This is a genomic window from Sphingomonas sp. PvP055, from assembly GCF_040546365.1.
Taxonomy (GTDB): domain Bacteria; phylum Pseudomonadota; class Alphaproteobacteria; order Sphingomonadales; family Sphingomonadaceae; genus Sphingomonas; species Sphingomonas echinoides_A.
Window position 1 is genome coordinate 1564105 of the sequence record NZ_JBEPNS010000001.1, and the last position, 26428, is coordinate 1590532.

Here is a 26428-nt window from a genome sequence, read left to right on the forward strand (position 1 = left end):
CCGCATGGATGGGGACGATCCGCGGCTGACGTACCGCATGGCGCGTCCCGAGACGCTGAGCATCGTCCATCTCGATAGTTTCTCCGCAGTCTATCATCGGGCGTCGGGGATCACGCACCTGCTCGCCGCACCCGCGCCCGAAATCCTCGCCGCGCTGGGCGAAGCCGGACAGACGTTGCCGTCGCTGATGGCGCGGTTGGGCGCGCTCTATACGCTCGAGGATGCCGATGCGGCGGCGCTGGAGGCGCGGCTCGACGAGCTGGTCGCATGCGGGCTGGTGTCCTGCGAACCGGGGCTTTGAGCGTGCGGCATGTCTTTTCGGTGCGGGTCGGGCCGGTCGGGTTTCGCATCGGCTCGGACTGGCGCGGGCCGATCGCCGCGTTGGAGCGCGTCTACGCGGCGTATCCCGCGCCGCATGGCGGGATCGCCGACTTTTCGGTGCGGCTGTTCGCGGCCCGGCCGTGGCGGCGGTTCGTCCGGCCGGCGGTGATGATCGGCGGGGACTATGTCCTGCCCGAAGCCGCGCCGCTGCCACTCGCGCAGGGGTTGCTCGCCGCCGAGATGGGGATGAACCTGCAAATGGCGCTGGGCCAGCGGCATTACCTGCTGCTGCACGCGGCGGTGGTCGAGCGCGAAGGGCAGGCGATGATCCTCACCGGTGCGTCCGGCGCGGGCAAGTCGACGCTCGCCGCGCTGTTGTCGCTGCGCGGATGGCGCCTGATGGCGGACGAATTCGCGTTGATCGACCCCCGCACCGGCCTCGTCCACGCCTTTCCCCGCGCGGTCAGCCTGAAGAACGCGGGCGTCGCGACGATCGCCGCCGAAGTTCCCGAACGGCGGCTGGGGCCGCTGCTCGAGCATACGCCCAAGGGGACGATCCGGCATCTGATTCCCGACACGACGGCGGTCGCGAAGATGGACTGCCCCGCGCGGCCCGCCGCGATTCTGTTCCCCAGCTTCGGCTACGCCCGCGCGACCCGCGCCGTCCTGCCGAGCGAAGTGTTCGTGCGGCTGACGCAGGCATCGACCAATTATGTCGCGCTGGGTGAGCGGGGCTTCGATACGCTGACCAGGATGGTCACCACGCTGCCGGCGTTCGCGATCGATTACCCCGATACCGACACCGCGATCGACCAGGTGGAGGCCGCATGGGCCGCGCTGTAGACGGCTGGTTGCTCGCGTCGGTGATGCGGACCCCGGCGCGCGCCGCCGATCTGGAGGCTGCCGGATGGACGGGTCTGATCGCCATCGCGCGTGCGGAACAGATGATCGGCACGCTGGCCGCGCGGTTGCAGGGGGTCGCCGTCCCGGCACAGGTCGCGCGGATCCTGGACGACGCGCGCACGTCCGCCGCGCAGGGGCAGATTGCCGCGACGTGGGAAGCCGAAGTGGCCCGGCGGGTGCTGTCGCATGTCGGCGAACGGCTGATCCTGTTGAAAGGCACGGCGTTCGCGGTCGCCGGGTTGCGCGCGGGGCTGGGGCGTTCGATCGGGGACCTCGACATCCTCGTGCCGAAGAACGCGCTCGCGCGGGTCGAGGCGGCTCTGCTGGATGCCGGGTGGGAGTGGGTCAAACCCGACCCGTATGACGACGCTTATTATCGTACCTGGATGCACGAGCTCCCCCCGCTGATCCACCGCGATCGCGACCGGATGATCGACGTGCACCACACGATTCTGCCGCCGACCGCGCGAATCACGCCGGATCCTGTCGCGCTGCTGGCCGACGCGGTCGAGATCGCGCCCGGCATGTTCGCGCTGTCGCCGCTCGACATGCTGGTTCACGCCGCCGCGCATCTGTTTGCCGATGGCGATCTGGCCGGGGGGATGCGCAACCTGTGGGACGTCCACTGCCTGATCGAGGAATGCGGGACCGACGGGCTGGAAGAGCGGGCACGCCATCACGGGCTGGAGCGGGAAGTCGCGCGCGCCGTGCGGCTGGCGACGGCGCTGTACGGCAAAGAGGGTTCGGTCGGCGGGATCGATCGGATCTACCTGTTCCGGCTGACCGCGCGGGATGGATGGGGACGCGCCACCCGACCGGTCACGCGGATGGCGTTCTATATCCGGTCGCACTGGCTGCGGATGCCCCCCGGGCTGCTCGCGCGGCATTTGTGGACCAAGTGGCGTGGGGGCGGGGCGGGGCCTTCGTCAGGCTGACAGGCGGTCCAGCGTCGGGATGAGGTCGTCGAACGAATCGATCACCGCATCTGCCCCCATTTGCTCGATGGGTTCGAGCAGGAACCCGAAGCTCACCGCGATTCCGGGGATGCCGGCGTTGCGGGCCGCCATGATGTCGTAGATCGAATCCCCGACGAAGGCGGTGCGACCACCGCCGGCGCGACGGATCATCTCGTCGATCGGCGCGCGATCGGGCTTGGACAGGCCCGGACCGAGCGTATCGCCGCCGACGATACAGGCGAACCGATCGATCAGTCCCAGATCGGTGAGCAGTCGGGTCGCGAAGGATTCGAACTTGTTGGTGCAGACGGCCACGCGCACGCCGCGCTCCGCCAGCGCATCGAGCGCTGCGACGGCGCCGGGGAATGGGCGGGTGTGCACCGACAAATGATCGCCGTAATAGGCGAGCATTCGCTTATAGAGCGGGCGGAACGCGTCCTCGTCGATCCCGCCGGTCGCCTCCAGCCCCTGTTTGAGCATGTGTTTCGCGCCGCCGCCGACCATCGTCTTGACCTGCGCGACGGTCAGCGGTGCGCGCCCTGCCGCCGCCAGGGTGTCGTTGACTGCGGCGGTCAGGTCGCCGCTGCTGTCGACCAGCGTGCCATCCAGGTCGAAGCCCACGATCTCGAAGGATTTTGTCGTCATGCCGTACTGCGTGGCAGGCTTGCTATGGTATTGGCAAGATTGTCGTGGCAGGACTTTGCCCCATGGACCGTTCTGTTGCCGCTATCGTCCTTGCCGCTGGCAAGGGTACCCGCATGAAAAGCGACCTGCACAAGGTGCTCCATCCGATCGCCGGGCGAGCGATGCTGTTGCACTTGATCGACAGCGTTTCGGCATTGAACCCGACGCATACCGTCGTCGTCACCGGGGCGGGACGCGAACAGGTCGAGGCGGCGGTCGCGCCGCTCGGCATCGCGACCGCGCTTCAGGCGGAGCAGCTGGGCACGGGGCACGCGGTGGCGCAGGCCGAACACGCGCTGGCCGGGTTCGCTGGCGATGTCCTGATCCTGTACGGCGACGTTCCGCTGGTTTCGACCGCGACGATGCGCGCGATGCTCGACCGGCTGAACGAAGCCGACGCGCCGGCCACCGTCGTGCTGGGGTTCCGGCCCGAGAACGCCGGGGCGTATGGCCGCATTGTCGCGCACGGTGGCGTGATCGAGAAGATGGTCGAGTATAAGGACGCGACCGATGCGGAACGCGCGGTCGACCTGTGCAATTCGGGGTTGATGGCGGTGCGCAGCGTCGATCTGTTCGCGTTGCTTGCGCGCGTCGGGAACGACAATGCGGCGGGGGAATATTATCTGCCCGACATCGTCATGCTGGCGGCAAGCGACGGGCGAAAGTCCGCGGTGATCGAAACGAGCGCGAACGAAGTGGCCGGGGTCAACAGCCGCGCCGAGCTCGCCGCGGTCGAGGCGGACTGGCAGGTGCAGCGGCGCACGCGCGCGATGGCGGATGGCGCGACACTGATCGCCCCCGAAACCGTCTGGTTCGCGCATGACACGCAGATCGGGCGGGATGTCGTGATCGAACCGCACGTCTTCTTTGGCCCGGGGGTCACGGTCGGCGACGGGGTGAAGCTCCGCGGGTTCAGCCATATCGAGGGCGCGACGATCGGTACCGGTGCCGCGATCGGTCCGTATGCGCGGCTCCGCCCCGGTGCGGTCGTCGGCGAGGATGCGCACGTCGGCAATTTCGTCGAAATGAAGCAGGCGACGCTCGGCAGGGGTGCCAAGGCGAACCACCTGACCTATCTCGGCGATGCCGACATCGGGCCCGGCGCGAACATTGGCGCGGGGACGATCACCTGCAATTACGACGGCTTCTTCAAAAGCCGTACCGTGATTGGCGCGGGTGCGTTCATCGGGTCGAACAGCGCACTGGTCGCCCCGGTTTCGATCGGGGACGGCGCGATCGTCGGTGCGGGCTCGGTCATCACCGCCGACGTTGCGCCCGAGGCTCTGGCCGTTGCGCGCGCGAAGCAGGAGTCGCGGGTTGGCTGGGCAACGCGGTTCCGGACGGCGATGCGGGCCAAGAAGGCTGGCAAGTGACGCCCACGGCCTCTCTAGTTCACGCATCTATTTTTCGCATCCTTCATATCCTCTAGTCTCGAGACAAGCGCATGTGTGGCATCGTTGGTATCCTGAGCACGCAAGACGTCGCCGATCGTCTGCTCGACGGGCTCAAGCGGCTCGAATATCGCGGGTATGACTCGGCCGGTATCGCGACCGATTTCGACGGGGCAATCGAACGGCGCCGCGCTTCGGGTAAGCTGATCAACCTGGCGAACGAGCTGGCGGCGCATCCGCTGCCGGGCAAGACCGGGATCGCGCACACGCGCTGGGCGACGCACGGCGGGCCGACCACCAACAATGCGCACCCGCACGCGACCGGCGAAGTCGCGGTGGTCCACAACGGCATCATCGAGAACTTCAAGCCGCTCCGCGATGAGCTGATAGCGCGCGGCCGGACGTTTACGAGCGAGACCGACACCGAAGTCGTCGCGCATCTGATCAGCGAAAAGGTCGAGGCCGGGCTCGGTCCGATCGAGGCGGTGCGCGAGATTTTGCCGCGACTGCATGGCGCGTTCGCGCTCGCGATCCTGTTCCGCCAGCATCCCGATCTGCTGATCGGCGCGCGGCTCGGCTCGCCGCTGGTCGTCGGGCACGGCGAGGGCGAGATGTACCTTGGCTCGGACGCGCTCGCGCTCGCGCCGCTGACGCAGCGGATCGCGTATCTCGACGAGGGCGACTGGGTCGTGCTGACGCGCGACGGTGCGCAGGTCTATGACCGCGACAACACGCCGGTCGAACGCGCGATCACGATCTCGGGGGTGACCGGCGATCTCGTCTCCAAGGGCAACCACAAGCATTACATGCTCAAGGAGATTTACGAGCAGCCGATCGTCGTCGCGCAGACGCTGCGCTCGTATCTCCAGCGGATGGAGGAGCGTGTCACGCTCCCGATCCCCGAGTTCGACCTGTCGACGATCAAGCGCGTCACGATCGTCGCGTGCGGGACCAGCTTCTATGCGGGCATGGTCGCCAAATACTGGTTCGAACAGTTCGCGCGCGTGCCGGTCGACCTCGATGTCGCGTCCGAATTCCGCTACCGCGCGCCGGTGATGGAGGAGGGCGGTCTCGCACTGTTCATCAGCCAGTCGGGCGAGACCGCGGATACGCTCGCCGCGCTCCGCCATGCGAAGTCCGAAGGGCAGACGATCGCGGTCGTCGTCAACGTGCCGACCAGCTCGATGGCGCGCGAAGCCGACCTGCTGCTCCCGACCCACGCCGGTCCCGAAATTGGTGTCGCGTCGACCAAGGCGTTCACGTGCCAGCTTGCGGTGCTTGCTGCGCTTGCCGCCAATCTCGCCCGTGCCAAGGGCAAGCTTTCGCCGGCCGAGGAGCGGATGATCGTCAAGCATCTCGCCGAAGCCCCGGCCGCGCTCAACGGCGCGCTGGCGTATGACGAGGCGATCGAGGCGATGGCGCACCATGTCGCGGTCGCGCGCGACGTGCTGTATCTGGGGCGCGGGACGGATTATCCGCTCGCGCTGGAAGGTGCGTTAAAGCTCAAGGAAATCAGCTACATCCACGCGGAAGGTTATGCCGCGGGCGAGATGAAGCACGGCCCGATCGCGCTGATCGACGAGAACGTCCCGGTCATCGTCATCGCGCCGTCCGGCCCGCTGTTCGACAAGACCGTCAGCAACATGCAGGAAGTCCAGGCGCGCGGCGGCAAGGTCGTGCTGATCTCGGATTACGACGGTATCCAGGCCGCAGGCGACGGCTGCCTCGCGACGATCACCATGCCGAAGGTTCACCCGCTGATCGCGCCGCTGGTCTATGCGGTGCCGGTGCAGTTGCTCGCCTATCACGTCGCGGTCATCAAGGGGACGGATGTGGATCAACCACGCAATCTCGCCAAGTCGGTGACGGTCGAATGAGCACGCCCCTCGTGGCCGGGATCGAGCTCGGCGGGACCAAGGTTATCTGCGTGCTTGCAAGCGGGCCGGACGATGTTCGCGACACGGTAACGATCCCGACGACGACCCCGGAGGAGACGCTCGGCGCAGTCGAGGCGGTGCTCGCGCGCTGGTCGGGGTTCGAAGCGTTGGGGATCGCGAGCTTCGGGCCTGTTTCGCTCGATCCGGCCGACCCGAAACACGGTTTCATCACCGCGACGCCGAAGCCGAACTGGTCGGACACCGACGTGGGGCAACGCCTCGCGCGCGTCGCAGGCGTGCCGACGGGGTTCGACAGCGATGTTGCCGGCGCGGCGCTCGGCGAAGGGCGCTGGGGTGCGTCCAGGACGGTGGCCGATCATGCGTATGTCACGGTTGGAACCGGGCTGGGTATCGGGCTGGTGCTCGGCGGGAATCCGGTGGCGGGGCTGACCCATTCGGAACTCGGGCATATCCGTCCGGTCCGGCTTGCGGGGGATAGCTGGGGCGGATCCTGCCCGTTCCACGGCGACTGTCTCGAGGGTCTCGCGTCGGGCACCGCGATCCGCGCGCGGACCGGCACGCCCGCGCAGGACATTGCGATCGGTGATCCGACGTGGGACGGCGTCGCGCACGCGCTGGCGCAGCTTTGCCATACCCTCGTGCTGACCGGGATCCCGCGGCGGATCGTGATGGGCGGGGGGGTGATGGTCGGCGTGCCGCATCTGTTCGGGCTGATCCGCGAGCGGCTGGTCGATAGCCTTGCGGGCTATGGCAACGCGCGCGGCCTCCTGCCGATCGACGCCTTCGTCGTTCCCGCCGAGCTCGGCGGCATGGCGGGGCCGCTTGGCGCGATCGAGCTCGGGGTTCGTGCGCTGAGCAAAGGTTCAACCTTTAAAACTTTTTAGCGCGGTTTGCTCGGCGGCGGCACGGGGTCGTGCGCGGGCTCGGGTAGCCGCGACGGCGATAGGGTACGACCGTCCTACACGGGTCGGAACGGCAGGATGCTTTCGTACGTATCCAGCGGCAAGGCGCCTCTGATGAACCCGCCCCGGCGCAGGACGAAGGTATGCCGGACGATCTCCGCCTGCTGCTCGATCCCGTATCGTTTGAGCGGCAGTCCCGGTCTGATCGCATAATCGTAGCGGCAGAACGGATGGCGGACGAGCGGAAGGAATATGCCGCGCTGGGTCTGCCAGATATGCGTCAGCTCGTGGATCAGCAGGCCCTGCGCATCGAGATTCCCGCACGAAAAATCGTCGTGATACAGGGACCCCTTGGGATGGAAGCAGATGCACCCGGTCGGCGCCATCACCGTTTCGCGCGGTTGAAAGAAGGCCCATTTGCGTTGGGTCAGGCGGACCTTTTCATAATCGATCGCGTCTCCGAACACGCTTTGCGCAAGCGTAATCTCGCCGTTGGTCAGCGTCCGCTTCGGTGCGCGCGCCATGGTGCCGTGTCAGTCCTTGAACGTTGGCGCGGGAGCGCCCGGCGCGATCGTGGGTACGAGCGAGTCGATCCGGCGACCGTCCGAGAAGGTGAACGTCAGCGTGATCGGTCGGCCCGGCTTGATCCCGGGGTTCATGTCGAACAGCATCAGGTGCTTGCCGCCGGGTTTGAACTCGGTCGTCGACAGCGCAGGGATCTTCAGGTCGCCGAGCGGCTTCATCGTCGCCATGCCGCCCGCGGTCATCGATTCATGCAGTTCGCTCTTTACCGCGACCGGGCTGTTGACCGCGATCAGCGTCGTTTCGGTCGGCCCGCCATGGATCGTGAAGTACCCGGCCGAGGGTCGGCTCGGCATCGTGCCCAGGCGGACATAGCCGTGATCGACCGACAGAGTCGGCGGTTCGTGGCACGCCGCCAGCCCAGCCAACGGGAAAACCGTAAAAATCCGCCAGTTCAAATCTAATCTCCCGCATTGGGAACCGAACTGCGTCTCTAGGCGTGCGGAAATCTTGCGACAAGCGAAAGCCCCCCTATATCGCTGGAGTAACGGGCTGTGCCGCTCATTTCGAGGGCATGGCTGAACGTCCATTTTTTGACTGACGGGGGCCCAAGAGGACCAATGGCAAAAGTAATCGGAATTGATCTCGGCACGACCAACAGCTGCGTATCCGTGATGGAAGGCGGCAAGCCGAAGGTTATTGAAAACGCAGAAGGCGCGCGCACTACGCCGTCGATCGTCGCGTTCGCCAAGGATGGCGAGCGACTGGTCGGCCAGCCGGCCAAGCGCCAGGCAGTGACCAACCCGGAAAACACGATCTTCGCGGTGAAGCGCCTGATCGGCCGTCGTTTCGACGACCCGATCACCAAGAAGGACACCGAGCTGGTCCCGTACAACATCGTGCGCGGCAATAACGGCGACGCATGGGTCGGTGCCGGCGGCAAGGAATATTCGCCGTCGCAGATCTCTGCGTTCACGCTGCAGAAGATGAAGGAAACCGCGGAAGCCTATCTCGGCGAAACGGTCACGCAGGCGGTCATCACCGTGCCGGCCTACTTCAACGACGCGCAGCGCCAGGCGACCAAGGACGCCGGGCAGATCGCCGGTCTCGAAGTCCTCCGCATCATCAACGAGCCGACCGCAGCGGCGCTCGCGTATGGTCTCGACAAGGACACCAACAAGACGATCGCGGTCTATGACCTCGGCGGCGGTACCTTCGACATCTCGATCCTCGAGATCGGCGACGGCGTGTTCGAAGTGAAGGCAACCAACGGCGATACCTTCCTCGGCGGCGAAGATTTCGACAACAAGTTGCTCAACTTCCTGTCGGAAGACTTCAAGAAGGCCGAGGGGATCGACCTCACCAAGGACAAGCTGGCGCTCCAGCGTCTGAAGGAAGCAGCCGAGAAGGCGAAGATCGAGCTGTCGTCGGCAGCCACGACCGAAGTCAACCTGCCGTTCATCACCGCGGACGCGACGGGTCCTAAGCATCTCGTCAAGGCGATCACGCGTTCGGATCTCGAGCGTCTGGTCGAGGACCTGATCCAGCGTACGCTCGAGCCGTGCAAGAAGGCGATGGCGGATGCGGGCGTAAAGTCGGCCGACATCAGCGAAGTCGTCCTCGTCGGCGGCATGACGCGCATGCCCAAGGTCCGTCAGGTCGTGAAGGACTTCTTTGGCAAGGAGCCGCATTCGGGCGTCAACCCGGATGAGGTCGTGGCGATGGGTGCTGCGATCCAGGCGGGCGTGCTGCAGGGCGACGTCAAGGACGTGCTGTTGCTCGACGTGACGCCGCTGTCGCTCGGTATCGAGACGCTGGGTGGCGTGTTCACCCGGATGATCGATCGCAACACGACGATCCCAACCAAGAAGTCGCAGACCTATTCGACCGCGGACGACAACCAGGGTGCGGTCACCATCCGCGTCTTCCAGGGTGAGCGCGAAATGGCGGCGGACAACAAGATCCTCGGCCAGTTCGACCTGGTCGGCATCCCGCCCGCACCGCGCGGCGTGCCGCAGATCGAGGTTACGTTCGACATCGATGCCAACGGCCTCGTCAACGTGTCGGCGAAGGACAAGGGCACCGGCAAGGAGCAGCAGATCCGCATCCAGGCATCGGGTGGCCTGTCGGATCGCGACATCGAGCAGATGGTTCGCGACGCCGAGCAGTTCGCCGAGGACGACAAGAAGCGCCGTGCATCGGCCGAGGCGAAGAACAACGCCGAGAGCCTGATCCACACAACCGAGCGCCAGCTTGCCGACAATGCCGACAAGGTCGACGCGTCGCTCAAGGGCGAGATCGAAGCGGCGATCGCCGAAGCCAAGACCGCGGTCGAAAGTGGCGATCCCGAGGCGATGAAGGCCAAGGCCGAAGCCCTCGGTCAGGTTGCGATGAAGCTTGGTCAGGCGATCTACGAGAAGCAGGCGCAGGCCGATGCTTCGCCCGCCGCCGACGGTGCGGCGGCACCGAAGGACGACGTGGTCGACGCGGAATTCTCCGAAGTCGACGACACCAAGGCGTAAGTACGAACGCCCCCGCCCGCGATCGGGCGGGGGCACCGTGCGAGACGGCACGGCGTTCGGCGGAACGGCGCGAGGCCGCTTCCTGTCGGACGCCCGTCCGCTCCCGGTTTGAGGGCCTGACATGAGCACCGAAGTCGATTTCTACGAACTGCTCGAATGCGAGCGCACCGCCGACGACGGGACGATCAAGACGTCCTATCGCAAGCTGGCGATGAAATATCACCCGGATCGCAACCCCGGTTGCAACGAGTCCGAGGCCCGTTTCAAGGCGATCAGCGAGGCGTACGACTGCCTGAAAGATCCGCAGAAGCGCGCGGCCTATGACCGTTTTGGACATGACGCGTTCCGCCAGGGCGGCGGCGGTGCAGGTGGCGGCGCGCAGGACTTCGGCGGGTTCTCCGATATCTTCGAGAATATCTTCGGCGAGTTCATGGGTGGTCAGCGCGGTGGCGGCGCCACGCGCGGACCGCGGCGTGGCGCCGACTTGCGCTACGACATGGAAATCACGCTGGAAGAGGCGTTCCATGGCAAGGCGACCGACATCACGATCGATGTGTCGGCAGCGTGTGACGTGTGCGACGGCAGCGGCGCGACGCGCGGCACCTCGGCCAAGACCTGCACGACCTGCCACGGCCACGGCAAGGTTCGCGCGCAGCAGGGTTTCTTCGTCGTCGAGCGGACCTGCCCGACGTGCCACGGCGCGGGGCAGATGATCGCGGATCCGTGCGGCGCGTGCCACGGCGAGGGTCGGATCGACCAGACCAAGACACGCACCGTCAATATTCCGGCGGGCGTCGATGAGGGCACGCGCGTGCGCTTGACCGGCGAGGGCGAGGCGGGCCTGCGCGGTGCGCCGGCGGGCGATCTGTATATTTTCCTGCACGTCGCGCGGCATCCGCTGTTCGAGCGCGAGGGGACGACGCTGTTCGCACGCACGCCGATCAGCTTTACGACGGCGGCGCTCGGGGGTGAGGTCACGATTCCGGGGCCGGATGGCGTGCGCCATGCGATCAAGATCCCGGCCGGGACCCAGAGTGGACGTGAGTTGCGCCAGCGGGGCGCGGGCATGCCCGTGCTGCAGGGGCGTGGGCGCGGCGATCTGGTGATCCGCGTCGAGGTCGAGACGCCGACCAGCCTGACTGCGCGTCAGCGCGAGTTGCTCGAGGAGTTCCGTGCGACGGAAACGGGCAAGGAGTGCCCGCAGACGAGCGGGTTCTTCAAGAAGGTGAAGAGCGCCTGGGTGTAGGTTGGGGCGACGATCCGGGGAGCGCGGGGTGGTGCGATATGGCGCCACCTCTTCCTGGTTTGCCGGCGAGAAATCCGAAACTTAACGCGCTTCTCCCGCCCCTTGTCGCAAGGGGCGGTCGAGCGGTCGGGTGGTTAGAAGATCAGGACTTCGGCCACCAGCGCGACACCGGCCACGGCAATAAGGCCGCTGGCCAGGTTCTGTAGAATGCGCATTGTAAGGTCTCCGTGCCGGTTCATCCCGGCACGGAGGCATTTGGAGATTGTTGCTTATCTGAGCAACATTATTACTCGCATTCGCAGTTGCAGCATTTGCACGTTGAGCAGCGCATTTTTGTCGACAAACCGTTAACCTTTGGCTCCGAACACGCGGGCGAAGATCGTGTCGACGTGCTTCAGGTGATAGCCGAGATCGAATTTGTCCTCGATCTCCGCGACCGACAGGGCAGCCGTCACTTCCGGATCGGCCTTGAGTAGTTCGAGCAGCGACAGTTCGCCATCCGATTCCCATACCTTCATCGCGTTGCGCTGGACGAGGCGATACGAATCCTCGCGGCTCACCCCGGCCTGTGTCAGCGCGAGCAGTACGCGCTGCGAATGGACGAGACCGCCCATCTTGTTGAGATTCTTCTCCATCCGCACCGGATAGACGAGGAGCTTCTCGATCACCCCGGTCATCCGCCCAAGCGCGAAGTCGAGCGTGATCGTCGCATCTGGGCCGATATAGCGCTCGACCGACGAATGGCTGATGTCGCGCTCATGCCACAGCGCGACGTTCTCGAGCGCGGGGGTGACATAGCCACGCACCATCCGCGCGAGGCCGGTCAGATTCTCGGTCAGCACGGGGTTGCGCTTGTGCGGCATGGCCGACGAGCCCTTCTGCCCTGGCGCGAAATACTCTTCCGCTTCCAGCACTTCGGTGCGCTGGAGATGGCGCACTTCGGTCGCGAGGCGCTCGATCGACGAGGCGATCACGCCCAACGTCGCGAAGAACATCGCATGACGGTCGCGCGGGATGACTTGGGTCGAGACCGGCTCGACGGTCAGGCCAAGCTTCGCGGCGACATGCTCTTCGACGCGTGGGTCGATGTTGGCGAAGGTGCCGACCGCACCCGAGATCGCGCATGTTGCAATATCCGCCCGTGCAGCGACCAAACGCTCCCGGTTCCGCGCGAATTCGGCATAGGCCTGCGCCAGTTTGAGACCGAATGTGACTGGTTCGGCATGGATTCCGTGGCTGCGCCCGATCGTCGGGGTCATCTTGTGCTCATGCGCGCGGACCGAAAGTGCTGCGAGTAGCGCGTCGATGTCGGCGATCAGTAGATCCGCCGCCTGCGCCAACTGCACCGCAAGGCAAGTGTCGAGGACGTCGGACGAGGTCATCCCCTGGTGCATGAAGCGCGCTTCGTCGCCGACTTGCTCGGCGACCCAAGTGAGGAAGGCGATCACGTCGTGCTTGGTGACCGCTTCGATCGCATCGATCGCGGCGACGTCGATCTCGGGCTTGGTCGCCCACCACGCCCATAGTGCGTCCGCCGCCTTGCGCGGGACGACGCCAAGGTCGGCGAGCGCCTCGGTCGCGTGCGCTTCGATCTCGAACCAGATGCGGAAGCGGGCTTCGGGCGTCCAGATCGCGGTCATCGCGGGGCGGGAATAGCGGGGGACCATCGGCAATCCTTCGTCAAAACGGAGCGGGCGGGGTCATGTGCCGGACAAGGGGCCGGATCGGCCCATCGCGGATTCGGCACGCAACTGGATGAGCAGGGCGTTAGCAGGGACGGAGCGAGGCTTCAAATCCGGCCCCAAAAGGCTCTAGGCATAGCAATATGCGGTATCGTGCAGCATAAGAGGGCAGAGGTATCGAGGGGTGAGAAACCCGTTCGATCCGAGTCAAGGAGACGCGTAATGCTGAAGTCGATCATTATTGCCGGTGCTGTCCTGGTGTCTGCACCCGTACTTGCACAGGTCACGCAGCCATCGACCACTGTTCCTACCGACGCGCAGCCGGACACGACGAATACAAGTCCGACTCAGGCCGTACCTGCAGGGCAGGCGCCGACCGCGCCCGAATCGGCACCCGCGCAGGCAGCTGAAGCGCAACCCGCGAGCGGCGCGCAGATCGCCGATGTCGTCGGGACTGAATTTCCGAACTATGACAAGAACGGCGACGGCTCGCTGAGCGCCACCGAGTTCAGCGCCTGGATGGTCGCACTCAAGACGGCGAGCGACCCGTCGACCAAGGCGACCGCGCCCGCGACCAAGACCTGGGTCGCGACCGCCTTTGCGCAGGCCGATTTCGACAAGAACAAGAAGGTGTCGAAGGGCGAGTTGACGAGCTTCCTGTCCGCCGCCGGCTGATCGATAGGTCGCCCCCTCATCGCGTGTTTGCAGCGCGCGATGGGGGGGGCATTACTATGTGCCCGCGCTTCACTCTTTCCTCTCACCCCGTTCGTGCTGAGCGAAGTCGAAGCACTGCTCCGCGCTGGGGTTTGCCCGTTTCGAGCAGGCCCTTCGACTGCGCTCAGGGCGAACGGAGGGGGCCACCAGTCTGCGAGGCTGCCGAAGCTTGCGTCGCAGCCAACGCGTCGCACGCTCAGCGCCCGGCGATGCTCGCAAGATCGGTCGCCGGGTCGATCACGCGCCCGGCTTCCTTCCGTTCCGAATAGCGATCGACCAGCTGCGCATCGTGCGGACGCAACAGCACGGTGAAGCGGACGAGTTCCTCCATTACGTCGACGATCCGGTCGTAATAGCTCGACGGCTTCATGCGGCCCGCGTCGTCGAATTCGGCGAAGGCCTTGGCGACGCTCGACTGGTTGGGGATCGTCACCATCCGCATCCACCGGCCGAGTACGCGCAACGCATTGACGCTGTTGAAGGATTGCGAACCGGCCGAGACTTGCATCACCGCCAGCGTGCGGCCCTGCGTCGGGCGCATTCCGCCCATCGCCAGCGGCAGATGATCGATCTGGAGCTTCATGATCCCGGTGATCTGGCCATGCCGTTCCGGGCTGCACCACACCTGGCCCTCGGACCATAAAGACAGCTGCCGCAATTCGTGCACCGCGGGATGATCGTCACCGGGGACCTGATCGGGCAACGGCAACGTCGACGGATCGAAGATCCGCGTCTCGCACCCGAAGAATTGCAGGAGCCGGGCGGCTTCCTCGACGCAAAGCCGCGAGAAGGAGCGCTCCCGCAGCGATCCGTACAGCAACAGGATCCGCGGCGGTGGGTCGCCTGCGCCTAGTCCCAATGCGGGGCGCGCATGGGTATAGCGCCTGTCGAGCGCTGGCAAATCGTCGGGGTCGGGCAGGGGGCGAAGAGGCATCGACGGTGGTCTTTCATAATAAGGGGGCGCTCACCGTGTCGGCGGCGCGCCCGGAAGCCAGATGTCAGCCGATGCGTTGACCGGCCGAATCGATAACGGCTTCGCCGTCCTCTTTCGCAAAGGCGCCTTGTTGCGGCGTCGGAAGCAGATCGAGCACTTCTTCGGATGGTCGGCACAGTTTCACGCCGAGCGGAGAGACGACCAACGGTCGGTTGATGAGAATAGGGTGTGCCATCATCGCGTCGACGATCACATCGTCGGACACCGTTTCATTTGCCAGGCCGAGCTCGGCGTATGGCGCCTCTTTCGTGCGGAGCAAGGCACGGGGGCTGATCCCGGCCCGTTTGATCAAATCGATGAGCGTTGAACGGGTAGGAGGCGTCTTCAGATATTCGATGACCGTCGGTTCGATCCCGGCGTTGCGGATCAGACCGAGTGTGTTGCGGGAGGTGCCGCATTTCGGATTGTGATAGATGGTGACAGCGGTGATGTTCGGCGTGGCCATAAGGGGCCCTTTCTCAACACGTCGGGGTTAGATCTGCGATCAGCGGCGTGCACAGGTCGGCGTTGCCCGCGCAGCAGTCCTGCACCAGAAACACCATCAGGCCGCGAATCGCATCGAGGTCTGCGCGGTACAGGATGATTCGGCCGCGCCGTTCGAATTGCACGAGTCCGGCGCGCGTCAGGATCGCCAGATGCGCGGACATCGTATTCTGGGGCACGTCGAGTTGTCGCGCGATTTCGCCGGCCGGCAAGCCCTCAGGCACGTGACGCGTCAGCAAGCGGAATGTGTCGAGCCGGGTTCCCTGGGCGAGCGCACCCAACGCGGCGATGGCTAAAGTGGATTTCATATATCCAGATTAGACGATGGGTCCGCCAGCGCAACCCCTCTTCGCTACAGCAGCCCCATTGCCCGCAGGCTCGAATGCCCCGATCGCGCGATGATGACGTGATCGTGCAACGCGATTCCCAACCGTTTTCCCGCTTCGGCGACACGGCGCGTGATGTCGATGTCGGCGCGGCTGGGGGCGGGATCGCCGCTCGGGTGATTGTGCACCAGAATGATCGCGGCGGATCCGAGATCGATCGCCCGGCGGATCACTTCGCGCACATATAATGCGGCTTCGTCGATCGAGCCGTCGCTCATCACTTCATCGCGCAGCAGCATGTTGCGCGCGTTGAGGTGGAGCACGCGGACGCGCTCGTTGGTCCGGTGTGCCATATCGGCGTGAAGATAGTCGAGCAGCGCCTGCCAGCTTGCGAGGACCGGCCGCGTGCTCGCCTCGACCCGTAGCAGACGCAAGGCCGCTGCCTGGACGATCTTGATCGCAGCGGCGGATGTGTCGCCCATCCCGGAGACTCGCATCAGGGCTTCGGGTTCGGCGCTGAACAAAGCGCCGATGCCGCCGAACTCGGCAATCAGCGCTTTGGCGAGCGGCTTGGTGTCGCGGCGGGGGATCGCCAGCGCGAGCAGGTATTCGACCAGTTCATGATCGAGCAGCGCCTCTTCCCCCTGCCGGAACAGCCGCTCCCGCAGGCGCGCACGGTGACCGGCCTGGTCGGGGAGGGGAGGGGCTGGCGCGCGCATCGCAGCCAGACGTATCGTTACGCTTGCGACGAAGCAACGCGGGGCTGGACTTGGTTGCACAGGCCGGAAGGTGTAAGGGCCGGAGCGCGACCAATGGTTGACACCCCCCGGTCTGCTTCTTAAACGATCCGTCACACGGGGGTTGCCCCTGTTTCCCGCACATATCGTCGCGGTGCCATGAGGCACGGCGGCGTTTTCTTATCAGGATAGGCGCCCCTTTGGCCGATAACCGCCCGACCGACGACCTCGAAGCCCGCATTGCCTCGGCACGTGCGGCATCGCAGGCGCGTGGCCAGGGCGTGGTGCCGCAGGCAAAGGGCTACGGTCAGGGCACGCGCGTTCTCGCGTTGTTGCTTGGAGCGTTGCTCGGCGGTGGTATTCTTGGCTGGGCGATCGATTCGTGGTTCGGGACCAGCCCGTGGGCTTTGCTCATCGTGCTGGCGCTGGCCGTCGTTGGAGCGTTCATGAACATCATGAAGATTTCGAAGGAGCGCGCGGAGTGAGCGCCGGCAAAATCGATCCGATGGAACAGTTCATGGTGGAGCCCGTCCTGGGCCGCCATATCGAGCTGTTCGGTTACGACGTCTCCTTCACCAACTCGGCGCTGTTCATGGTCGTCGTGTTCGTGTTGCTGGCGGTATTCATGGCGGGGGGTCTCAAGCGCCAGCTCATCCCCGGCCGCTGGCAGGTGTTGGCCGAGAACGCGGTGAGCTTCATCGATTCGATGGTCACCGTGAACATCGGTTCGGGCGGCAAGAAGTTCGCGCCCTACATTTTCTCGCTGTTCTTCTTCATCCTGTTCGCCAATCTTATCGGTGTCATGCCGCTCGCGATCTTGCCGGGGCTGCACACCTTCGCGGTGACGAGCCACATCACGGTTACCGCAATCCTGGCGTTCCTGTCGTTCGCGATCGTGCTGGTCGTCGGCTTCGCGAAGCACGGCCTCAAGTTCTTCTCGCTGTTCGTGCCGCACGGCGCGCCCGGCTGGCTGATGCCCGTCATCATCCCGGTCGAGTTCGTGTCGTTCATGGTCCGCCCGTTCAGCCTCGCGCTGCGACTGTTCGTCGCGATGACCGCAGGGCACATCCTGCTCGAAGTGTTCGGCAGCTTCGTGGTGCAGGGCATCAACGCAGGCGGCGCGCTCGGCCCGATCGTCAGCGTATTCAGCTTCATCATGATCGTCGGCGTCAGCGCGCTCGAGCTGCTGGTCTGCGCGATCCAGGCTTATGTCTTTGCCTTGCTCACGTCGCTGTACCTGCACGACGCGGTGCATCTGCACTAATCGTTTTCAACACCCATCTGACTGTATTCTAAGGAGCTTAACATGACTGATCTTGGTGCAATGTACATCGGTGCCGGCCTGGCAGCGATCGGTGTCGGCCTCGCGGCACTCGGCGTCGGCAACGTGTTCGGTTCGTTCCTCGAGGGCGCACTCCGCAACCCGGGCGCAGCAGACGGCCAGCAGGGTCGCCTGTTCATCGGCTTCGCAGCATCGGAGCTGCTCGGCCTGATCGCGTTCGTCGTCGCGATCCTCATCCTCTTCGTCGTCCGCTAAGTAAGAGCGAGCGCATCCGATGCCGCAGCTAGACCAGATTTCCGCGATCTACGCTTCTCAGCTCTTCTGGCTGGCGATCGTATTCGCGCTGATCTATTTCGGGATCGGCAAGGCGATGGTCCCCAAGATCGAGGCGACGATCGACGATCGTAACGGCCGGATCGACGGCGACATCGCCGCGGCAGAGGCTGCGCGCGCGCAAGCGCACGCCGTCGAGGCAGCCTATCAGACCGGGCTCGAAAACGCCCGGTCGAAGGCTGCCCTGGCGCTGGGCGAGGCCAAGGATCGCGCCACCGCGAATACCGAGGCCAAGCTCAAGGCAAGCGATGCGGCGATGCAGGCACAGCTTGCCGCCGCAACCGCGCAGGTCGCAGCGTCCAAGACGCAGGCCTTCGCCGAGATTGAAACAGCAACGACCGATGCGGTCGAAGCGATCATTGCCAAGCTTTCGGGCGTGGCGGTGGATCGTTCGACGATCGAAGCGCGTGTGAAGACGGAATTGGCGCATGGCTGAGGGTTCGACCGTACACACGGTAGCAACGACGGGCGTCGCCGAACTCCATCACGAGCCGACCGCGCTCGGCATCAACGCAGCCGGTTGGGTCGCGCTGTCGATGCTGGTCGTGATCGGGCTGTTGCTCTGGAAGAACGTACCGGGCCTGGTTGCCCGGATGCTGGACGGCCAGATCGAGAAGATTCGTTCGCAACTCGACGAGGCCTCGCGGTTGCGGGCCGAAGCCGAGGCGCTGCTCGTCGCCGCGAAGGCACGCGACGCGGCAAGCGCTGGCGATGCCGCCGCGATCGTCAAGCATGCCGAGGCCGAAGCTGCCGCAATGGTTGCGAAGGCCGAAGCTGACCTTACCGAACTGGTCGCGCGTCGCCAGACGATGGCGCAGGACCAGATTTCCGCCGCGCAGCGTGGCGCCATCGCTGAAGTCCGTGCGCAGGCGGCCGATGCCGCCGCACGGGTCGCATCGACGGTCATCGCCGAACGCCACGGCGCAGACGCCGACAAGGCGCTGGTCGACCGCACGATCGCTGGCCTGGGTCGCCTCAACTGATCGCGCGCCGGCTGGCCCGGTGCGTTCCATTTCCCTTGTCATAACTCGGAGCTAGGGTGGCGAGCCACGGCGATTCGCGCCGTCGTCACTCAACGAGGCTCCGTCATGAAATCCATCGTTCTTGCTGCGGTCGTCCTGGCGTCCGCCGCCCCTTTGGCAGCACAGTCGGCGCCGTCCGCTGCGCCAGTTGCAGCCGCCGCTACGCCCATCGCGAAATTCACGCTCGATACGCCGATCGAGACGATCGCTGCGGATCCTGCCGCGAAGAAGGTGCTCGACGCGGACCTCAACAACATCACCGCGCACCCGATGTACGATCAGTTCAAGAGCATGTCGCTGTCACAGGTGCAACCGCTGTCGGGCGGCGCGCTGACCGACGAGGCCCTGGTCAAGGTCAAGGCGGACCTGGCCGTCCTGAAGTAAAGTCGTGTCCTGGATTCCCGGCCTTCAAAGAGCCGGGAATTCGATCAGTCGTCGCGCAGGCCCACGCCGATGCTGGCCCGTGCCTGGTCGGCTTCGTTCGAAACGACCGGATAGGCGCAATAGTCGGCGGCGTAATAGGCGCTTGGACGATGGTTGCCCGACCAGCCGATTCCGCCGAACGGCGCGCCCGACGAGGCGCCGTTGGTCGGCTTGTTCCAATTGACGATCCCCGCGCGCGCATTCGCCCAGAACTGATCGTACAGCTTGGGGTTCTGGCTCAGCAGCGACGCGGACAGGCCGTAGCGCGTGTTGTTCGCCTCGACGATCGCATCCTCGAAGCTCGCCGCACGAATCACCTGCAGGATCGGTCCGAACAGTTCGATGTCGGGGCGTTCGCTAAGCTCGGTCGTGTCGATCAGCGCAGGGCGCAGGAACGGCCGGTCGGGGACCGGGCGTTCGAGGTGACGGATCGCCCGCCCGCCGCGCATCATCAGTTCGAGAAAACTCTCGCTGAGCATATCGGCGGCGTGATTGTCGATGACCGGCCCCATGAACGGTGCCGGGTTCGCATGGGGTTCATCGACGATGACCCGGCCGACCAGCTTGGTGACTTCGTCCATCAGCGGGTCGTACAGTTTCTGGTCGACGATCAACCGGCGTGCGGCGGTGCAGCGCTGACCTGCGCTGGTAAACGCGGACTGGACGATGATGACGGCAGCCGCCTGAAGATCGGGTGAATCCCACACGATGATCGGGTTGTTGCCGCCCATTTCGAGCGCGAGGATCTTTTCCGGGCGCGTGGCAAAGGCGCGGTTAAGTGCGATTCCGGTCGGCGCGGAGCCGGTGAACAACAGCCCGTCGATCCCGTCGTGCGCAGCCAGCGCCTTGCCCTCGTCAGCGCCGCCGACGAGCAGCCGGATGCATCCTTCCGGGACGCCACCCGCGCGGTAGCAGTCGACCAGGAACGCGCCGGTTGCGGGCGTCTTTTCGGAGGGTTTGAACACCACGGCATTGCCAGCGAGCAGCGCGGGGACGATGTGGCCGTTGGGCAGATGCGCGGGGAAATTATAGGGTCCGAGGACCGCCAACACGCCATGCGGCTTGTGGCGCAGCGCCATCCGCCCCGCCATCTGTGTATCGAGCCGACGCTGCGGCGTCCGGTCGGCATAAGCGGTGACCGAAATGTCGACCTTGGCGATGACCGTCTCGACCTCGGTCCGGGCTTCCCACAAGGGTTTGCCGGTCTCGCGCGCGATCAGGTCGGCAAAGGCGTCCGCCCGCGCGCGGACCACGTTGGCGAAACGGCGCAGCGTTTCGATCCGGTTGGTGAGCGGCTGCGCCGCCCAGCTAGCCCAGCTCGCGCGCGCCGCCGCGACTTCGACGTCAGTATCCCCGATCGGGCTTTGCCACAGCAGGGCACCGGTGGCGGGTTCGTAGGAAAGCAGATCACTCGACATTGGCGAGTCTTGCCCCAGAATTCAGGGTTAATCCACTTTCCTGACGCACCTTCACCCCGCAAGGGCCTCGCCCATTTGGCGGATGGCGTCGATCTTGGCGTGAAAGGGGCCCCAATCGTCGCGCTCGGCGATCGCGGACCAGATCGCCTCGACTTCGTCGATCAACATCGAACACGGCACGCCGGACCAGTAGGCATGCGCACGGGGCTTGCGCGGCGCATAGCCGACAAGCGCGGCGCGAAGGTCGTCGGATGCCGCGCCCTCCGGCGCGGTGCCCCCGAATGCGTCGAAGAAGAAGCGGTCGATCCCGGTTTCGCTCCGCGTCAGCGCCTGTTCGATCGTCTGGACCAGCGCACGGTCGCGCGTCGGTTCCCGCGGGACGACGCCGAGCCGCCACAGGATCGCGTCCGACACTGCGCGCTGATAACGCTCCGGGAACGTCTCGAGGATGTCGATCAACGGCTGCGCTTCGCTGACCGCGCGCAAGGCGACCGCGAGTTGCATGACATTCCAGTGGATCGCCTCAGGCTGCCGACCGAACGCATAGAGTCCGGCGTGATCGAAATAGGCGGCGGTGAAGGCCGGGTCCCATGTCGGTGCCCAGCGCCACGGGCCGTAATCGAAGCTCTCGCCCGTGACGTTGATGTTGTCGGTGTTGAGCACGCCGTGGACGAACCCCGCCGCCATGTAGCTGGCTGCGAGCGTGGCGGTGCGGCCGACGACGAGATCGAGCAGACGCGCCGGGGCGTTGTCGCCCGGTTCCTCGTCGTACAGGTTGCGGAGCACGTAGCCGACCAGCCGGGTCATGTTCTCCGCATCGCGCAGATAGGCGAGGCGCTGGAACGTGCCGATGCGGACATGGCTGTGGCTCAATCGCACCAGCACCGCGGACCGCGTCGGGGAGGGTTCGTCGTTGCGCTCGAGTTCCTCGCCGGTTTCGATAAGCGAGAAGCTGCGCGAGGTGGGAACGCCCAGCGCTTCAAGCATTTCGGTGGCGAGCACTTCGCGCATCCCGCCTTTCAGCGTCAGGCGCCCGTCGCCGAAGCGGCTCCACGGCGTCGTGCCCGACCCCTTGGTGGCGAGGTCCATCAGCCGGTCGTCGCGGTCGCGCAGCTGCGCGAACAGGAACCCGCGCCCGTCACCGATTTCGGGGTTGTAGTTGCGGAACTGATGGCCGTGATAGCGCAGCGCGAGCGGCTTCTCGAGGCTGCCCGGCAGCGGGACGAAGCGGCCGAAATGCTCGATCCACTCCGCGCCGCCCAGACTTTCCAGCCCGACTTCCGCCGCCGCCGAATCGTTGCGGAAGCGCAGGTGCGTTTCGGGGAAATGTGCCGCGACCACTGGGTCGTAGAAAGCGTCGCCGAGATCCAGGATCGTGGTTTCCGGGCGATAGGGTTGCGGGGGGGTGTCCATACGTGAATATGGAGGGCTCCAACCGCAGGACGCAACCATGCCACCCTATGAAAACCGATATTGGTGGTCAAACGACGGCGTAAGACTGCATTATCGTGACTATCCCGGGCCGAATACGCGCCCTCCGCTGCTATGTCTGCCCGGATTGACGCGGAATGCGCGCGATTATGACGCGCTCGCGCGGCGTTTGTCGCCGGCCTGGCGAGTCATCACGGTCGATCTGCGCGGACGCGGCGACAGCGGCTACGCCAAGGATCCGATGAGCTACGTGCCCCTGACCTACGTCCAGGATATCGAGGGGCTGCTCGCGGAACTGGGGGTGGAGCGCTATGTCGCGATCGGCACGTCGCTCGGCGGGATCGTGACGATGCTGCTCGCCGGAACCGCGCGCGCGACTCTGGCGGGCGTGGTGCTCAACGACGTCGGCCCGGAGATCATGCCCGAGGGTCTGTCGCGGATTCGCGGTTACGTCGGCAAGTCGAATACCTGGCCGACCTGGCTCCACGCCGCGCGCGCGGTCGCGGAGGCGAATGAGTCGGTCTATCCGGCTTTCCAGCTCGAGGACTGGCTCGCGATGGCGAAGCGGCTCTATCGGCTCAACAGCGCGGGGCGAATCGTGCTCGATTACGACATGAAGATCGCCGAGCCGTTCCGCGTCCCTGGCAACGAGGCCGGGCCGGATATGTGGCGCGCGCTCGACGGGCTCAGGGCGGTGCCGACGCTGGTCCTGCGCGGGGCGACCTCGGACGTGTTCGCGGCGAGCGTCGCGGACCGGATGGCGGGCGTGCTGGAGCAGGGCGAACTGGTGACGATCCCGGCGATCGGCCATGCCCCGACGCTCGATGAACCCGAGGCAATCGCCGCGATCGATCGGTTGCTGGCGCGGATCGTACCGGAACCCGCTGCTGGCTGAGGCGTCTCGGAAGGGAGTGAACCCGGGAGCCCCTGCATGACCGACCTGTCCGACGCGCACACCAAGATGCCAAGCCTGAAGGGCAAGCGGGTGATCATCACCGGCGGCACCACCGGGATCGGCCGCGCGATCGCGGTGCTGCTCGCGAGCGAAGGCGCGCGCGTCTTTATCTGCGGTCGGAGCGAGGAGCATCTTGCCGATGCGCTCGCGCGGATCCGCGAGGTCGGCGAGGGCGACGGGATCACGCTCGATCTGTCGGAAGAGGCCAGCCCCAAGGCGTTCGTCGAGGCGGGCAAGGCGCATCTCGGCGGTTTCGACGTTTCGGTGATCAACGCCGCGATCGCCGCGGAAGGCTTGAGCGACATGTCGGAGGAGGCGGTGCGCTATGCCATCGCGACCAATTTTACCGGCTATCTGATGACCGCGCACGCCTCGATTCCCGCGATTGGTGACGAAGGCGACATCGTGCTGATCGGGTCGATGAGCGCGCATGTGCTCGGCCCCAATTCGACCGTCTATGCCGGGATTAAATACGGCATTCAGGGCTTCGCAGAGGCATTCCGTCGCGAGATGGGGCCTAAAGGCATTCGCGTCTCGCTGGTCGAGCCGGGACTGACCGGATCGACGATGCAGGAACCGGACACCCCGCCCGAACAGCAGCGCGAGAAGATCCGCGACGAAACGTCACTCCGCGCGGAGGATATCGCGGTCGGGGTGCATTACATCCTGACGCAGCCGCGTCGAACGGTTATCCAGCAGCTGACAATTTCGCCGCGGAATCAGGATTCGGAATGACCTTCACCCATGACGCGCTGATTTTCACCCCCGCCGATGTCGATCTGAGCAAGTCCCCGCTAGCGGGGCAGATCGATTCGGAAACCTATGTGCTGGGCGCGTTCAATCCAGGTATGACGCGGTTGCCCAACGGCAATCTGCTGCTGATGGTGCGGATCGCCGAAGCGTTGCGGACCCCGATCAAGGACCAGCAGATTCACGCGATCCGCTGGCATGACGGCGGCTTCTGCCTCGACGCCTGGCCGATCGAGTTCGTCGACACCGCTGACCCGCGCAAGTTCATGATGCGTGGCGGCGGGTGGAAGGTGATGGCGCTGACGTCGCTGTCGTGGCTGTTGCCGGTGGAGCTCAATACCGACGGGACCGCGGTGGTGGCGGTGCATTACGACAAGGCGATCGCGCCGCGTGCGTCCTACCAATGCTACGGGGTGGAGGATGCGCGGATCAGCAAGGTCGGCGACCGATATCTGATGACGACCTGTTCGGTCAGCCCGGAGCGGCATTCGACGACACTCTACAGCTCGGACAATGCGATCGACTGGACGCTCGAGGGGATCGTGCTCGATCACCAGAACAAGGACATGCTGATCTTCGAAGGGCTGGTCGGCGGCAAATACTGGGCGCAGACGCGGCCCTTGGGCGACCTGTATTTCGCCTACCCGCCGGGGAGCGAGTGGCGCGCGGGGCCTTCGATCAACCTGTCGACCTCGCCCGACGCGCTTCACTGGAAGCCGCACGAGCGCCCCGGCATCCGCCCGCATGCGGCGACCATGGCGACCGCGCGGATGGGCGGCGGCACCCCGCCGATCCTGGTCGACGGGCCCGATGGCGGCGGCTGGCTCAGCCTGTGGCACGGGGTCGAGCCGATGGGCGTGGTCGGGGTGTATCGGACCTATTGGTCGCTGCTGGACCGCGACGATCCGAGCCGGGTACTCCACACCAGCCACGACGCGCTGATCGAAGCCAACCCTGCGCTGACCGATCCGCTGCGCGACCAGATGTATATCGACAACGTCGTCTTCACCACGGGCATCGCCGATGCGGGGGATCATTATGTTGTCGCGAGCGGCGAGGCTGATCTGGCGTGCCGGATCTCGCATCTGCCGAAGACGCTGTTCGCTTAGTAGTATTACGCAAAAAGAAAAGAAGAGTCACGTTCTTCGAAGGGGGGCTTCAGCCAGATTCGCTTAATTACGTAACCTGCTGTTGATGATGCAAAAGGTAGGGGGTATGCAGTAGAGACATTGGTGTCACGTGAGGCGTGCGGCGGAACTCGTTCTGAATGAACTTGGAAGGTGATTGATGATCGCTTTATTCCTCTTGGTGTCGCTACAGAGTGCGTCGCCCGATATCATTGTCTCTGGCACGCGGCTTTCGGAAGCCTACGCAGCGTGCGTCAAGCAGACCTGTACTCCGTTGCGGGATGCGCAAGTGTCGATTGCCTTCGCCGAGCGACAGTTCCGAGACGGCGCGTACATCAAGGCGCGGCGTACGCTCGAGGCGGCCATATCTCGTAACAAACGCCACGCCGCGACCGATCCCAAACCGGTTTCAGCCCTCTACGAAGCTTATGCCACCGTGTCCTTGCACGACGGTGATATGGATGCGTTCAAGCGGGCAGTCGGCCAGCGGGTTCAGACGCTTCGCGACAATCTGCCCGGTGATGACCCTGCCGTCGTCGATGCCATGTTTGCGATCGGCGATATGTGGCTGGGGAAGCACGATGCGGATAATGCCGAGATTTCGTATAAAACGGTAGAGCGCCACGCCTTGGCCGAAGGAAACGCATCGCTCGCTTTGCAGGCGACGCTACGTCGCGTTGGACTGGCCAACGCGCGAGGCGACACTGCCGGTGCAGCCCGACTCATGGCCGAAGCCGAAGCGCGTCCGATCGCAAATGATCCAAAGCTGCGTACGGCATTGCAGGTCGTGCGGTTGCGCCTGGCGGCGGGGCGGAAAGACAATGCGCAAATCGATAAGATGGTTCGCACGATCGGTCACGAGGGGGCGAGCGGGCCTGCGCTGATCTGGGCTCCTCCCTATAAACTCACCGAAATAGCTGCAGCGCAGAAGGCTGCAGCCAAATTCGACACGTTCAATCCCTTTCCCGCGCGCTCAACCGACGTCGATCCGATCGAATGGGTCGATATCGGATTCTGGATCGCGCCTGACGGCAAGACGAACGAGCCCGAGATCCTGCGCGGCTCGCCCCCGACGGGATGGGCGGGATCGCTTCTCAAACAGGTTTCCGAACGACGCTATACCGGCTTCTCGACCAGCAACGCTGATCGCGGGGTCTATCGTGTCGAACGGTTTACTTTGCGCGGTACCTACGATGTTCCGTTGGGAAGCCTGATCAGACGGCGAAGCGGCGCTCCGAGATTGGAAGTGCTCGACTTGACGCAGCCCGATATGGCCGCGTCCGCGAAACGGTCATAACGAGGCCTGTAAGACGTGCCGTCGGTGGCCTTAAGTGCATCATCCACACGTCTTGCATCGATCGAGGACCGGTAAAACGGACACCAATGCTCCCCGTTCACAGCCGTTG

29 protein-coding genes are annotated in these 26428 nt (G+C 65.1%); 19 read left to right on the plus strand and 10 right to left on the minus strand.

All coding sequences use genetic code 11. The features are described 5' to 3' along the window. The first annotated feature begins 4 nt into the window (after positions 1–4). The 3 genes from ABIC16_RS07560 to ABIC16_RS07570 are packed head-to-tail and all read left to right on the plus strand — an operon-like array spanning position 5 to position 2159. Entirely contained in the window at positions 5–301 is a 297-nt protein-coding gene (locus tag ABIC16_RS07560) for an HPr-rel-A system PqqD family peptide chaperone (RefSeq protein WP_277969658.1), read from the plus strand. After that, positions 268–1164 carry an HprK-related kinase A gene (locus ABIC16_RS07565; RefSeq protein WP_354290618.1) on the plus strand — a complete coding sequence of 299 codons (897 nt, stop codon included), beginning with the start codon at positions 268–270 and terminating at the stop codon, positions 1162–1164. Before ABIC16_RS07560 ends, ABIC16_RS07565 begins: the two co-directional genes overlap by 34 nt. Continuing rightward, positions 1149–2159: a nucleotidyltransferase domain-containing protein gene (locus ABIC16_RS07570; RefSeq protein WP_354290619.1), complete on the plus strand. Its 1011-nt coding sequence runs from the start codon at positions 1149–1151 to the stop codon at positions 2157–2159. Before ABIC16_RS07565 ends, ABIC16_RS07570 begins: the two co-directional genes overlap by 16 nt. Here the strand turns inward: ABIC16_RS07570 and ABIC16_RS07575 are convergent. Then, the gene (locus ABIC16_RS07575; protein WP_354290620.1) at positions 2151–2825 is read right to left on the minus strand and encodes an HAD family hydrolase; all 675 of its coding nucleotides are present in this window, start codon (positions 2823–2825) and stop codon (positions 2151–2153) included. The two genes, ABIC16_RS07570 and ABIC16_RS07575, sit on opposite strands and share 9 nt — an antisense overlap. Before the next feature lie 62 nt (positions 2826–2887). Between ABIC16_RS07575 and glmU the strand changes: the two genes are divergently transcribed. From glmU to ABIC16_RS07590, 3 genes are all read left to right on the plus strand, one after another. Beyond that, the gene (gene glmU, locus ABIC16_RS07580) at positions 2888–4237 is read left to right on the plus strand and encodes a bifunctional UDP-N-acetylglucosamine diphosphorylase/glucosamine-1-phosphate N-acetyltransferase GlmU (protein WP_354290621.1); all 1350 of its coding nucleotides are present in this window, start codon (positions 2888–2890) and stop codon (positions 4235–4237) included. A 71-nt stretch (positions 4238–4308) separates the two neighbouring features. Then, positions 4309–6132, plus strand: a complete 1824-nt coding sequence (glmS, locus tag ABIC16_RS07585; RefSeq protein WP_354290622.1) for a glutamine--fructose-6-phosphate transaminase (isomerizing) — start codon at positions 4309–4311, stop codon at positions 6130–6132. After that, positions 6129–7037 (plus strand): ROK family protein, encoded by a 909-nt coding sequence (locus tag ABIC16_RS07590; RefSeq protein WP_354290623.1) that lies wholly within the window; start codon positions 6129–6131, stop codon positions 7035–7037. Before glmS ends, ABIC16_RS07590 begins: the two co-directional genes overlap by 4 nt. A 74-nt stretch (positions 7038–7111) precedes the next feature. On the opposite strand, the gene ABIC16_RS07595 is transcribed toward ABIC16_RS07590, so the two are convergent. Next, on the minus strand, positions 7112–7579 hold the full coding sequence (locus tag ABIC16_RS07595; RefSeq protein ID WP_354290624.1) for a vgr related protein: 468 nt from the start codon (positions 7577–7579) through the stop codon (positions 7112–7114). A 9-nt stretch (positions 7580–7588) separates the two neighbouring features. Beyond that, on the minus strand, positions 7589–8035 hold the full coding sequence (locus ABIC16_RS07600) for a copper chaperone PCu(A)C (protein ID WP_277969650.1): 447 nt from the start codon (positions 8033–8035) through the stop codon (positions 7589–7591). A 162-nt stretch (positions 8036–8197) separates the two neighbouring features. Between ABIC16_RS07600 and dnaK the strand changes: the two genes are divergently transcribed. Then, the gene (gene dnaK, locus ABIC16_RS07605) at positions 8198–10099 is read left to right on the plus strand and encodes a molecular chaperone DnaK (protein ID WP_354290625.1); all 1902 of its coding nucleotides are present in this window, start codon (positions 8198–8200) and stop codon (positions 10097–10099) included. Between the two features lie 121 nt (positions 10100–10220). Next, positions 10221–11345 (plus strand): molecular chaperone DnaJ, encoded by a 1125-nt coding sequence (gene dnaJ / locus ABIC16_RS07610; protein WP_354290626.1) that lies wholly within the window; start codon positions 10221–10223, stop codon positions 11343–11345. 347 nt (positions 11346–11692) lie between these two features. On the opposite strand, the gene purB is transcribed toward dnaJ, so the two are convergent. Continuing rightward, the gene (purB, locus tag ABIC16_RS07615; RefSeq protein ID WP_354290627.1) at positions 11693–13012 is read right to left on the minus strand and encodes an adenylosuccinate lyase; all 1320 of its coding nucleotides are present in this window, start codon (positions 13010–13012) and stop codon (positions 11693–11695) included. A 237-nt stretch (positions 13013–13249) separates the two neighbouring features. Between purB and ABIC16_RS07620 the strand changes: the two genes are divergently transcribed. After that, positions 13250–13702: an EF-hand domain-containing protein gene (locus tag ABIC16_RS07620; protein ID WP_354290628.1), complete on the plus strand. Its 453-nt coding sequence runs from the start codon at positions 13250–13252 to the stop codon at positions 13700–13702. A gap of 235 nt (positions 13703–13937) precedes the next feature. On the opposite strand, the gene arsH is transcribed toward ABIC16_RS07620, so the two are convergent. From arsH to radC, 4 genes are all read right to left on the minus strand, one after another. Further along, positions 13938–14675: an arsenical resistance protein ArsH gene (arsH, locus tag ABIC16_RS07625; RefSeq protein ID WP_354290629.1), complete on the minus strand. Its 738-nt coding sequence runs from the start codon at positions 14673–14675 to the stop codon at positions 13938–13940. Positions 14676–14739: 64 nt separating this feature from the next. Next, positions 14740–15180 (minus strand): arsenate reductase (glutaredoxin), encoded by a 441-nt coding sequence (gene arsC / locus ABIC16_RS07630; RefSeq protein ID WP_354290630.1) that lies wholly within the window; start codon positions 15178–15180, stop codon positions 14740–14742. Positions 15181–15193: 13 nt separating this feature from the next. Beyond that, positions 15194–15526, minus strand: coding sequence for an ArsR/SmtB family transcription factor (locus ABIC16_RS07635; protein ID WP_354290631.1), 333 nt, complete (start codon positions 15524–15526; stop codon positions 15194–15196). A gap of 44 nt (positions 15527–15570) precedes the next feature. Further along, complete coding sequence (radC, locus tag ABIC16_RS07640; RefSeq protein ID WP_354290632.1) at positions 15571–16263, minus strand: RadC family protein; 693 nt, start codon at positions 16261–16263, stop codon at positions 15571–15573. A 218-nt stretch (positions 16264–16481) separates the two neighbouring features. Between radC and ABIC16_RS07645 the strand changes: the two genes are divergently transcribed. The 6 genes from ABIC16_RS07645 (at position 16482) to ABIC16_RS07670 (ending at position 19302) form a co-directional block, all read left to right on the plus strand. Next, positions 16482–16766, plus strand: coding sequence for an AtpZ/AtpI family protein (locus ABIC16_RS07645; protein ID WP_354290633.1), 285 nt, complete (start codon positions 16482–16484; stop codon positions 16764–16766). Positions 16767–16786: 20 nt separating this feature from the next. Next, the gene (locus tag ABIC16_RS07650) at positions 16787–17545 is read left to right on the plus strand and encodes a F0F1 ATP synthase subunit A (protein ID WP_354292275.1); all 759 of its coding nucleotides are present in this window, start codon (positions 16787–16789) and stop codon (positions 17543–17545) included. 60 nt (positions 17546–17605) lie between these two features. Further along, complete coding sequence (locus tag ABIC16_RS07655; RefSeq protein ID WP_354280586.1) at positions 17606–17818, plus strand: F0F1 ATP synthase subunit C; 213 nt, start codon at positions 17606–17608, stop codon at positions 17816–17818. A 19-nt stretch (positions 17819–17837) separates the two neighbouring features. Continuing rightward, positions 17838–18332, plus strand: coding sequence for a F0F1 ATP synthase subunit B family protein (locus tag ABIC16_RS07660; RefSeq protein WP_354290634.1), 495 nt, complete (start codon positions 17838–17840; stop codon positions 18330–18332). Further along, on the plus strand, positions 18325–18879 hold the full coding sequence (locus ABIC16_RS07665) for a F0F1 ATP synthase subunit B family protein (RefSeq protein ID WP_354290635.1): 555 nt from the start codon (positions 18325–18327) through the stop codon (positions 18877–18879). Before ABIC16_RS07660 ends, ABIC16_RS07665 begins: the two co-directional genes overlap by 8 nt. A gap of 105 nt (positions 18880–18984) precedes the next feature. Further along, the gene (locus ABIC16_RS07670; protein ID WP_354290636.1) at positions 18985–19302 is read left to right on the plus strand and encodes a hypothetical protein; all 318 of its coding nucleotides are present in this window, start codon (positions 18985–18987) and stop codon (positions 19300–19302) included. 44 nt (positions 19303–19346) lie between these two features. Here the strand turns inward: ABIC16_RS07670 and astD are convergent, their stop codons facing one another. Together astD and ABIC16_RS07680 are read right to left on the minus strand one after the other, a co-directional pair. After that, on the minus strand, positions 19347–20759 hold the full coding sequence (astD, locus tag ABIC16_RS07675; RefSeq protein WP_354290637.1) for a succinylglutamate-semialdehyde dehydrogenase: 1413 nt from the start codon (positions 20757–20759) through the stop codon (positions 19347–19349). A 51-nt stretch (positions 20760–20810) separates the two neighbouring features. Further along, positions 20811–22172, minus strand: coding sequence for a protein adenylyltransferase SelO (locus ABIC16_RS07680; protein ID WP_354290638.1), 1362 nt, complete (start codon positions 22170–22172; stop codon positions 20811–20813). Between the two features lie 37 nt (positions 22173–22209). Here ABIC16_RS07680 and ABIC16_RS07685 point away from each other — a divergent pair, with 37 nt between their 5' ends. From ABIC16_RS07685 to ABIC16_RS07700, 4 genes are all read left to right on the plus strand, one after another. Further along, positions 22210–23085 (plus strand): alpha/beta fold hydrolase, encoded by an 876-nt coding sequence (locus ABIC16_RS07685; protein WP_354290639.1) that lies wholly within the window; start codon positions 22210–22212, stop codon positions 23083–23085. A gap of 36 nt (positions 23086–23121) precedes the next feature. Further along, positions 23122–23880 carry an SDR family oxidoreductase gene (locus tag ABIC16_RS07690; RefSeq protein ID WP_354290640.1) on the plus strand — a complete coding sequence of 253 codons (759 nt, stop codon included), beginning with the start codon at positions 23122–23124 and terminating at the stop codon, positions 23878–23880. Beyond that, positions 23877–25004 carry a glycoside hydrolase family 130 protein gene (locus tag ABIC16_RS07695; protein ID WP_354290641.1) on the plus strand — a complete coding sequence of 376 codons (1128 nt, stop codon included), beginning with the start codon at positions 23877–23879 and terminating at the stop codon, positions 25002–25004. The genes ABIC16_RS07690 and ABIC16_RS07695 overlap by 4 nt, the downstream gene beginning before the upstream one ends. Before the next feature lie 178 nt (positions 25005–25182). Continuing rightward, positions 25183–26319, plus strand: a complete 1137-nt coding sequence (locus tag ABIC16_RS07700) for a hypothetical protein (protein WP_354290642.1) — start codon at positions 25183–25185, stop codon at positions 26317–26319. Positions 26320–26428: the final 109 nt, after the last annotated feature.

Coding starts and splice junctions, on each gene's coding strand:
- ABIC16_RS07560 (WP_277969658.1), top strand. CDS start 5: ATGGATGGGGACGATCCGCGGCTGACGTACCGCATGGCGCGTCCCGAG.
- ABIC16_RS07565 (WP_354290618.1), top strand. CDS start 268: ATGCGGGCTGGTGTCCTGCGAACCGGGGCTTTGAGCGTGCGGCATGTC.
- ABIC16_RS07570 (WP_354290619.1), top strand. CDS start 1,149: ATGGGCCGCGCTGTAGACGGCTGGTTGCTCGCGTCGGTGATGCGGACC.
- ABIC16_RS07575 (WP_354290620.1), bottom strand. CDS start 2,825: ATGACGACAAAATCCTTCGAGATCGTGGGCTTCGACCTGGATGGCACG.
- glmU (WP_354290621.1), top strand. CDS start 2,888: ATGGACCGTTCTGTTGCCGCTATCGTCCTTGCCGCTGGCAAGGGTACC.
- glmS (WP_354290622.1), top strand. CDS start 4,309: ATGTGTGGCATCGTTGGTATCCTGAGCACGCAAGACGTCGCCGATCGT.
- ABIC16_RS07590 (WP_354290623.1), top strand. CDS start 6,129: ATGAGCACGCCCCTCGTGGCCGGGATCGAGCTCGGCGGGACCAAGGTT.
- ABIC16_RS07595 (WP_354290624.1), bottom strand. CDS start 7,579: ATGGCGCGCGCACCGAAGCGGACGCTGACCAACGGCGAGATTACGCTT.
- dnaK (WP_354290625.1), top strand. CDS start 8,198: ATGGCAAAAGTAATCGGAATTGATCTCGGCACGACCAACAGCTGCGTA.
- dnaJ (WP_354290626.1), top strand. CDS start 10,221: ATGAGCACCGAAGTCGATTTCTACGAACTGCTCGAATGCGAGCGCACC.
- purB (WP_354290627.1), bottom strand. CDS start 13,012: ATGGTCCCCCGCTATTCCCGCCCCGCGATGACCGCGATCTGGACGCCC.
- ABIC16_RS07620 (WP_354290628.1), top strand. CDS start 13,250: ATGCTGAAGTCGATCATTATTGCCGGTGCTGTCCTGGTGTCTGCACCC.
- arsH (WP_354290629.1), bottom strand. CDS start 14,675: ATGCCTCTTCGCCCCCTGCCCGACCCCGACGATTTGCCAGCGCTCGAC.
- arsC (WP_354290630.1), bottom strand. CDS start 15,180: ATGGCCACGCCGAACATCACCGCTGTCACCATCTATCACAATCCGAAA.
- ABIC16_RS07635 (WP_354290631.1), bottom strand. CDS start 15,526: ATGAAATCCACTTTAGCCATCGCCGCGTTGGGTGCGCTCGCCCAGGGA.
- radC (WP_354290632.1), bottom strand. CDS start 16,263: ATGCGCGCGCCAGCCCCTCCCCTCCCCGACCAGGCCGGTCACCGTGCG.
- ABIC16_RS07650 (WP_354292275.1), top strand. CDS start 16,787: ATGGAACAGTTCATGGTGGAGCCCGTCCTGGGCCGCCATATCGAGCTG.
- ABIC16_RS07655 (WP_354280586.1), top strand. CDS start 17,606: ATGTACATCGGTGCCGGCCTGGCAGCGATCGGTGTCGGCCTCGCGGCA.
- ABIC16_RS07660 (WP_354290634.1), top strand. CDS start 17,838: ATGCCGCAGCTAGACCAGATTTCCGCGATCTACGCTTCTCAGCTCTTC.
- ABIC16_RS07665 (WP_354290635.1), top strand. CDS start 18,325: ATGGCTGAGGGTTCGACCGTACACACGGTAGCAACGACGGGCGTCGCC.
- ABIC16_RS07670 (WP_354290636.1), top strand. CDS start 18,985: ATGAAATCCATCGTTCTTGCTGCGGTCGTCCTGGCGTCCGCCGCCCCT.
- astD (WP_354290637.1), bottom strand. CDS start 20,759: ATGTCGAGTGATCTGCTTTCCTACGAACCCGCCACCGGTGCCCTGCTG.
- ABIC16_RS07680 (WP_354290638.1), bottom strand. CDS start 22,172: ATGGACACCCCCCCGCAACCCTATCGCCCGGAAACCACGATCCTGGAT.
- ABIC16_RS07685 (WP_354290639.1), top strand. CDS start 22,210: ATGCCACCCTATGAAAACCGATATTGGTGGTCAAACGACGGCGTAAGA.
- ABIC16_RS07690 (WP_354290640.1), top strand. CDS start 23,122: ATGACCGACCTGTCCGACGCGCACACCAAGATGCCAAGCCTGAAGGGC.
- ABIC16_RS07695 (WP_354290641.1), top strand. CDS start 23,877: ATGACCTTCACCCATGACGCGCTGATTTTCACCCCCGCCGATGTCGAT.
- ABIC16_RS07700 (WP_354290642.1), top strand. CDS start 25,183: ATGATCGCTTTATTCCTCTTGGTGTCGCTACAGAGTGCGTCGCCCGAT.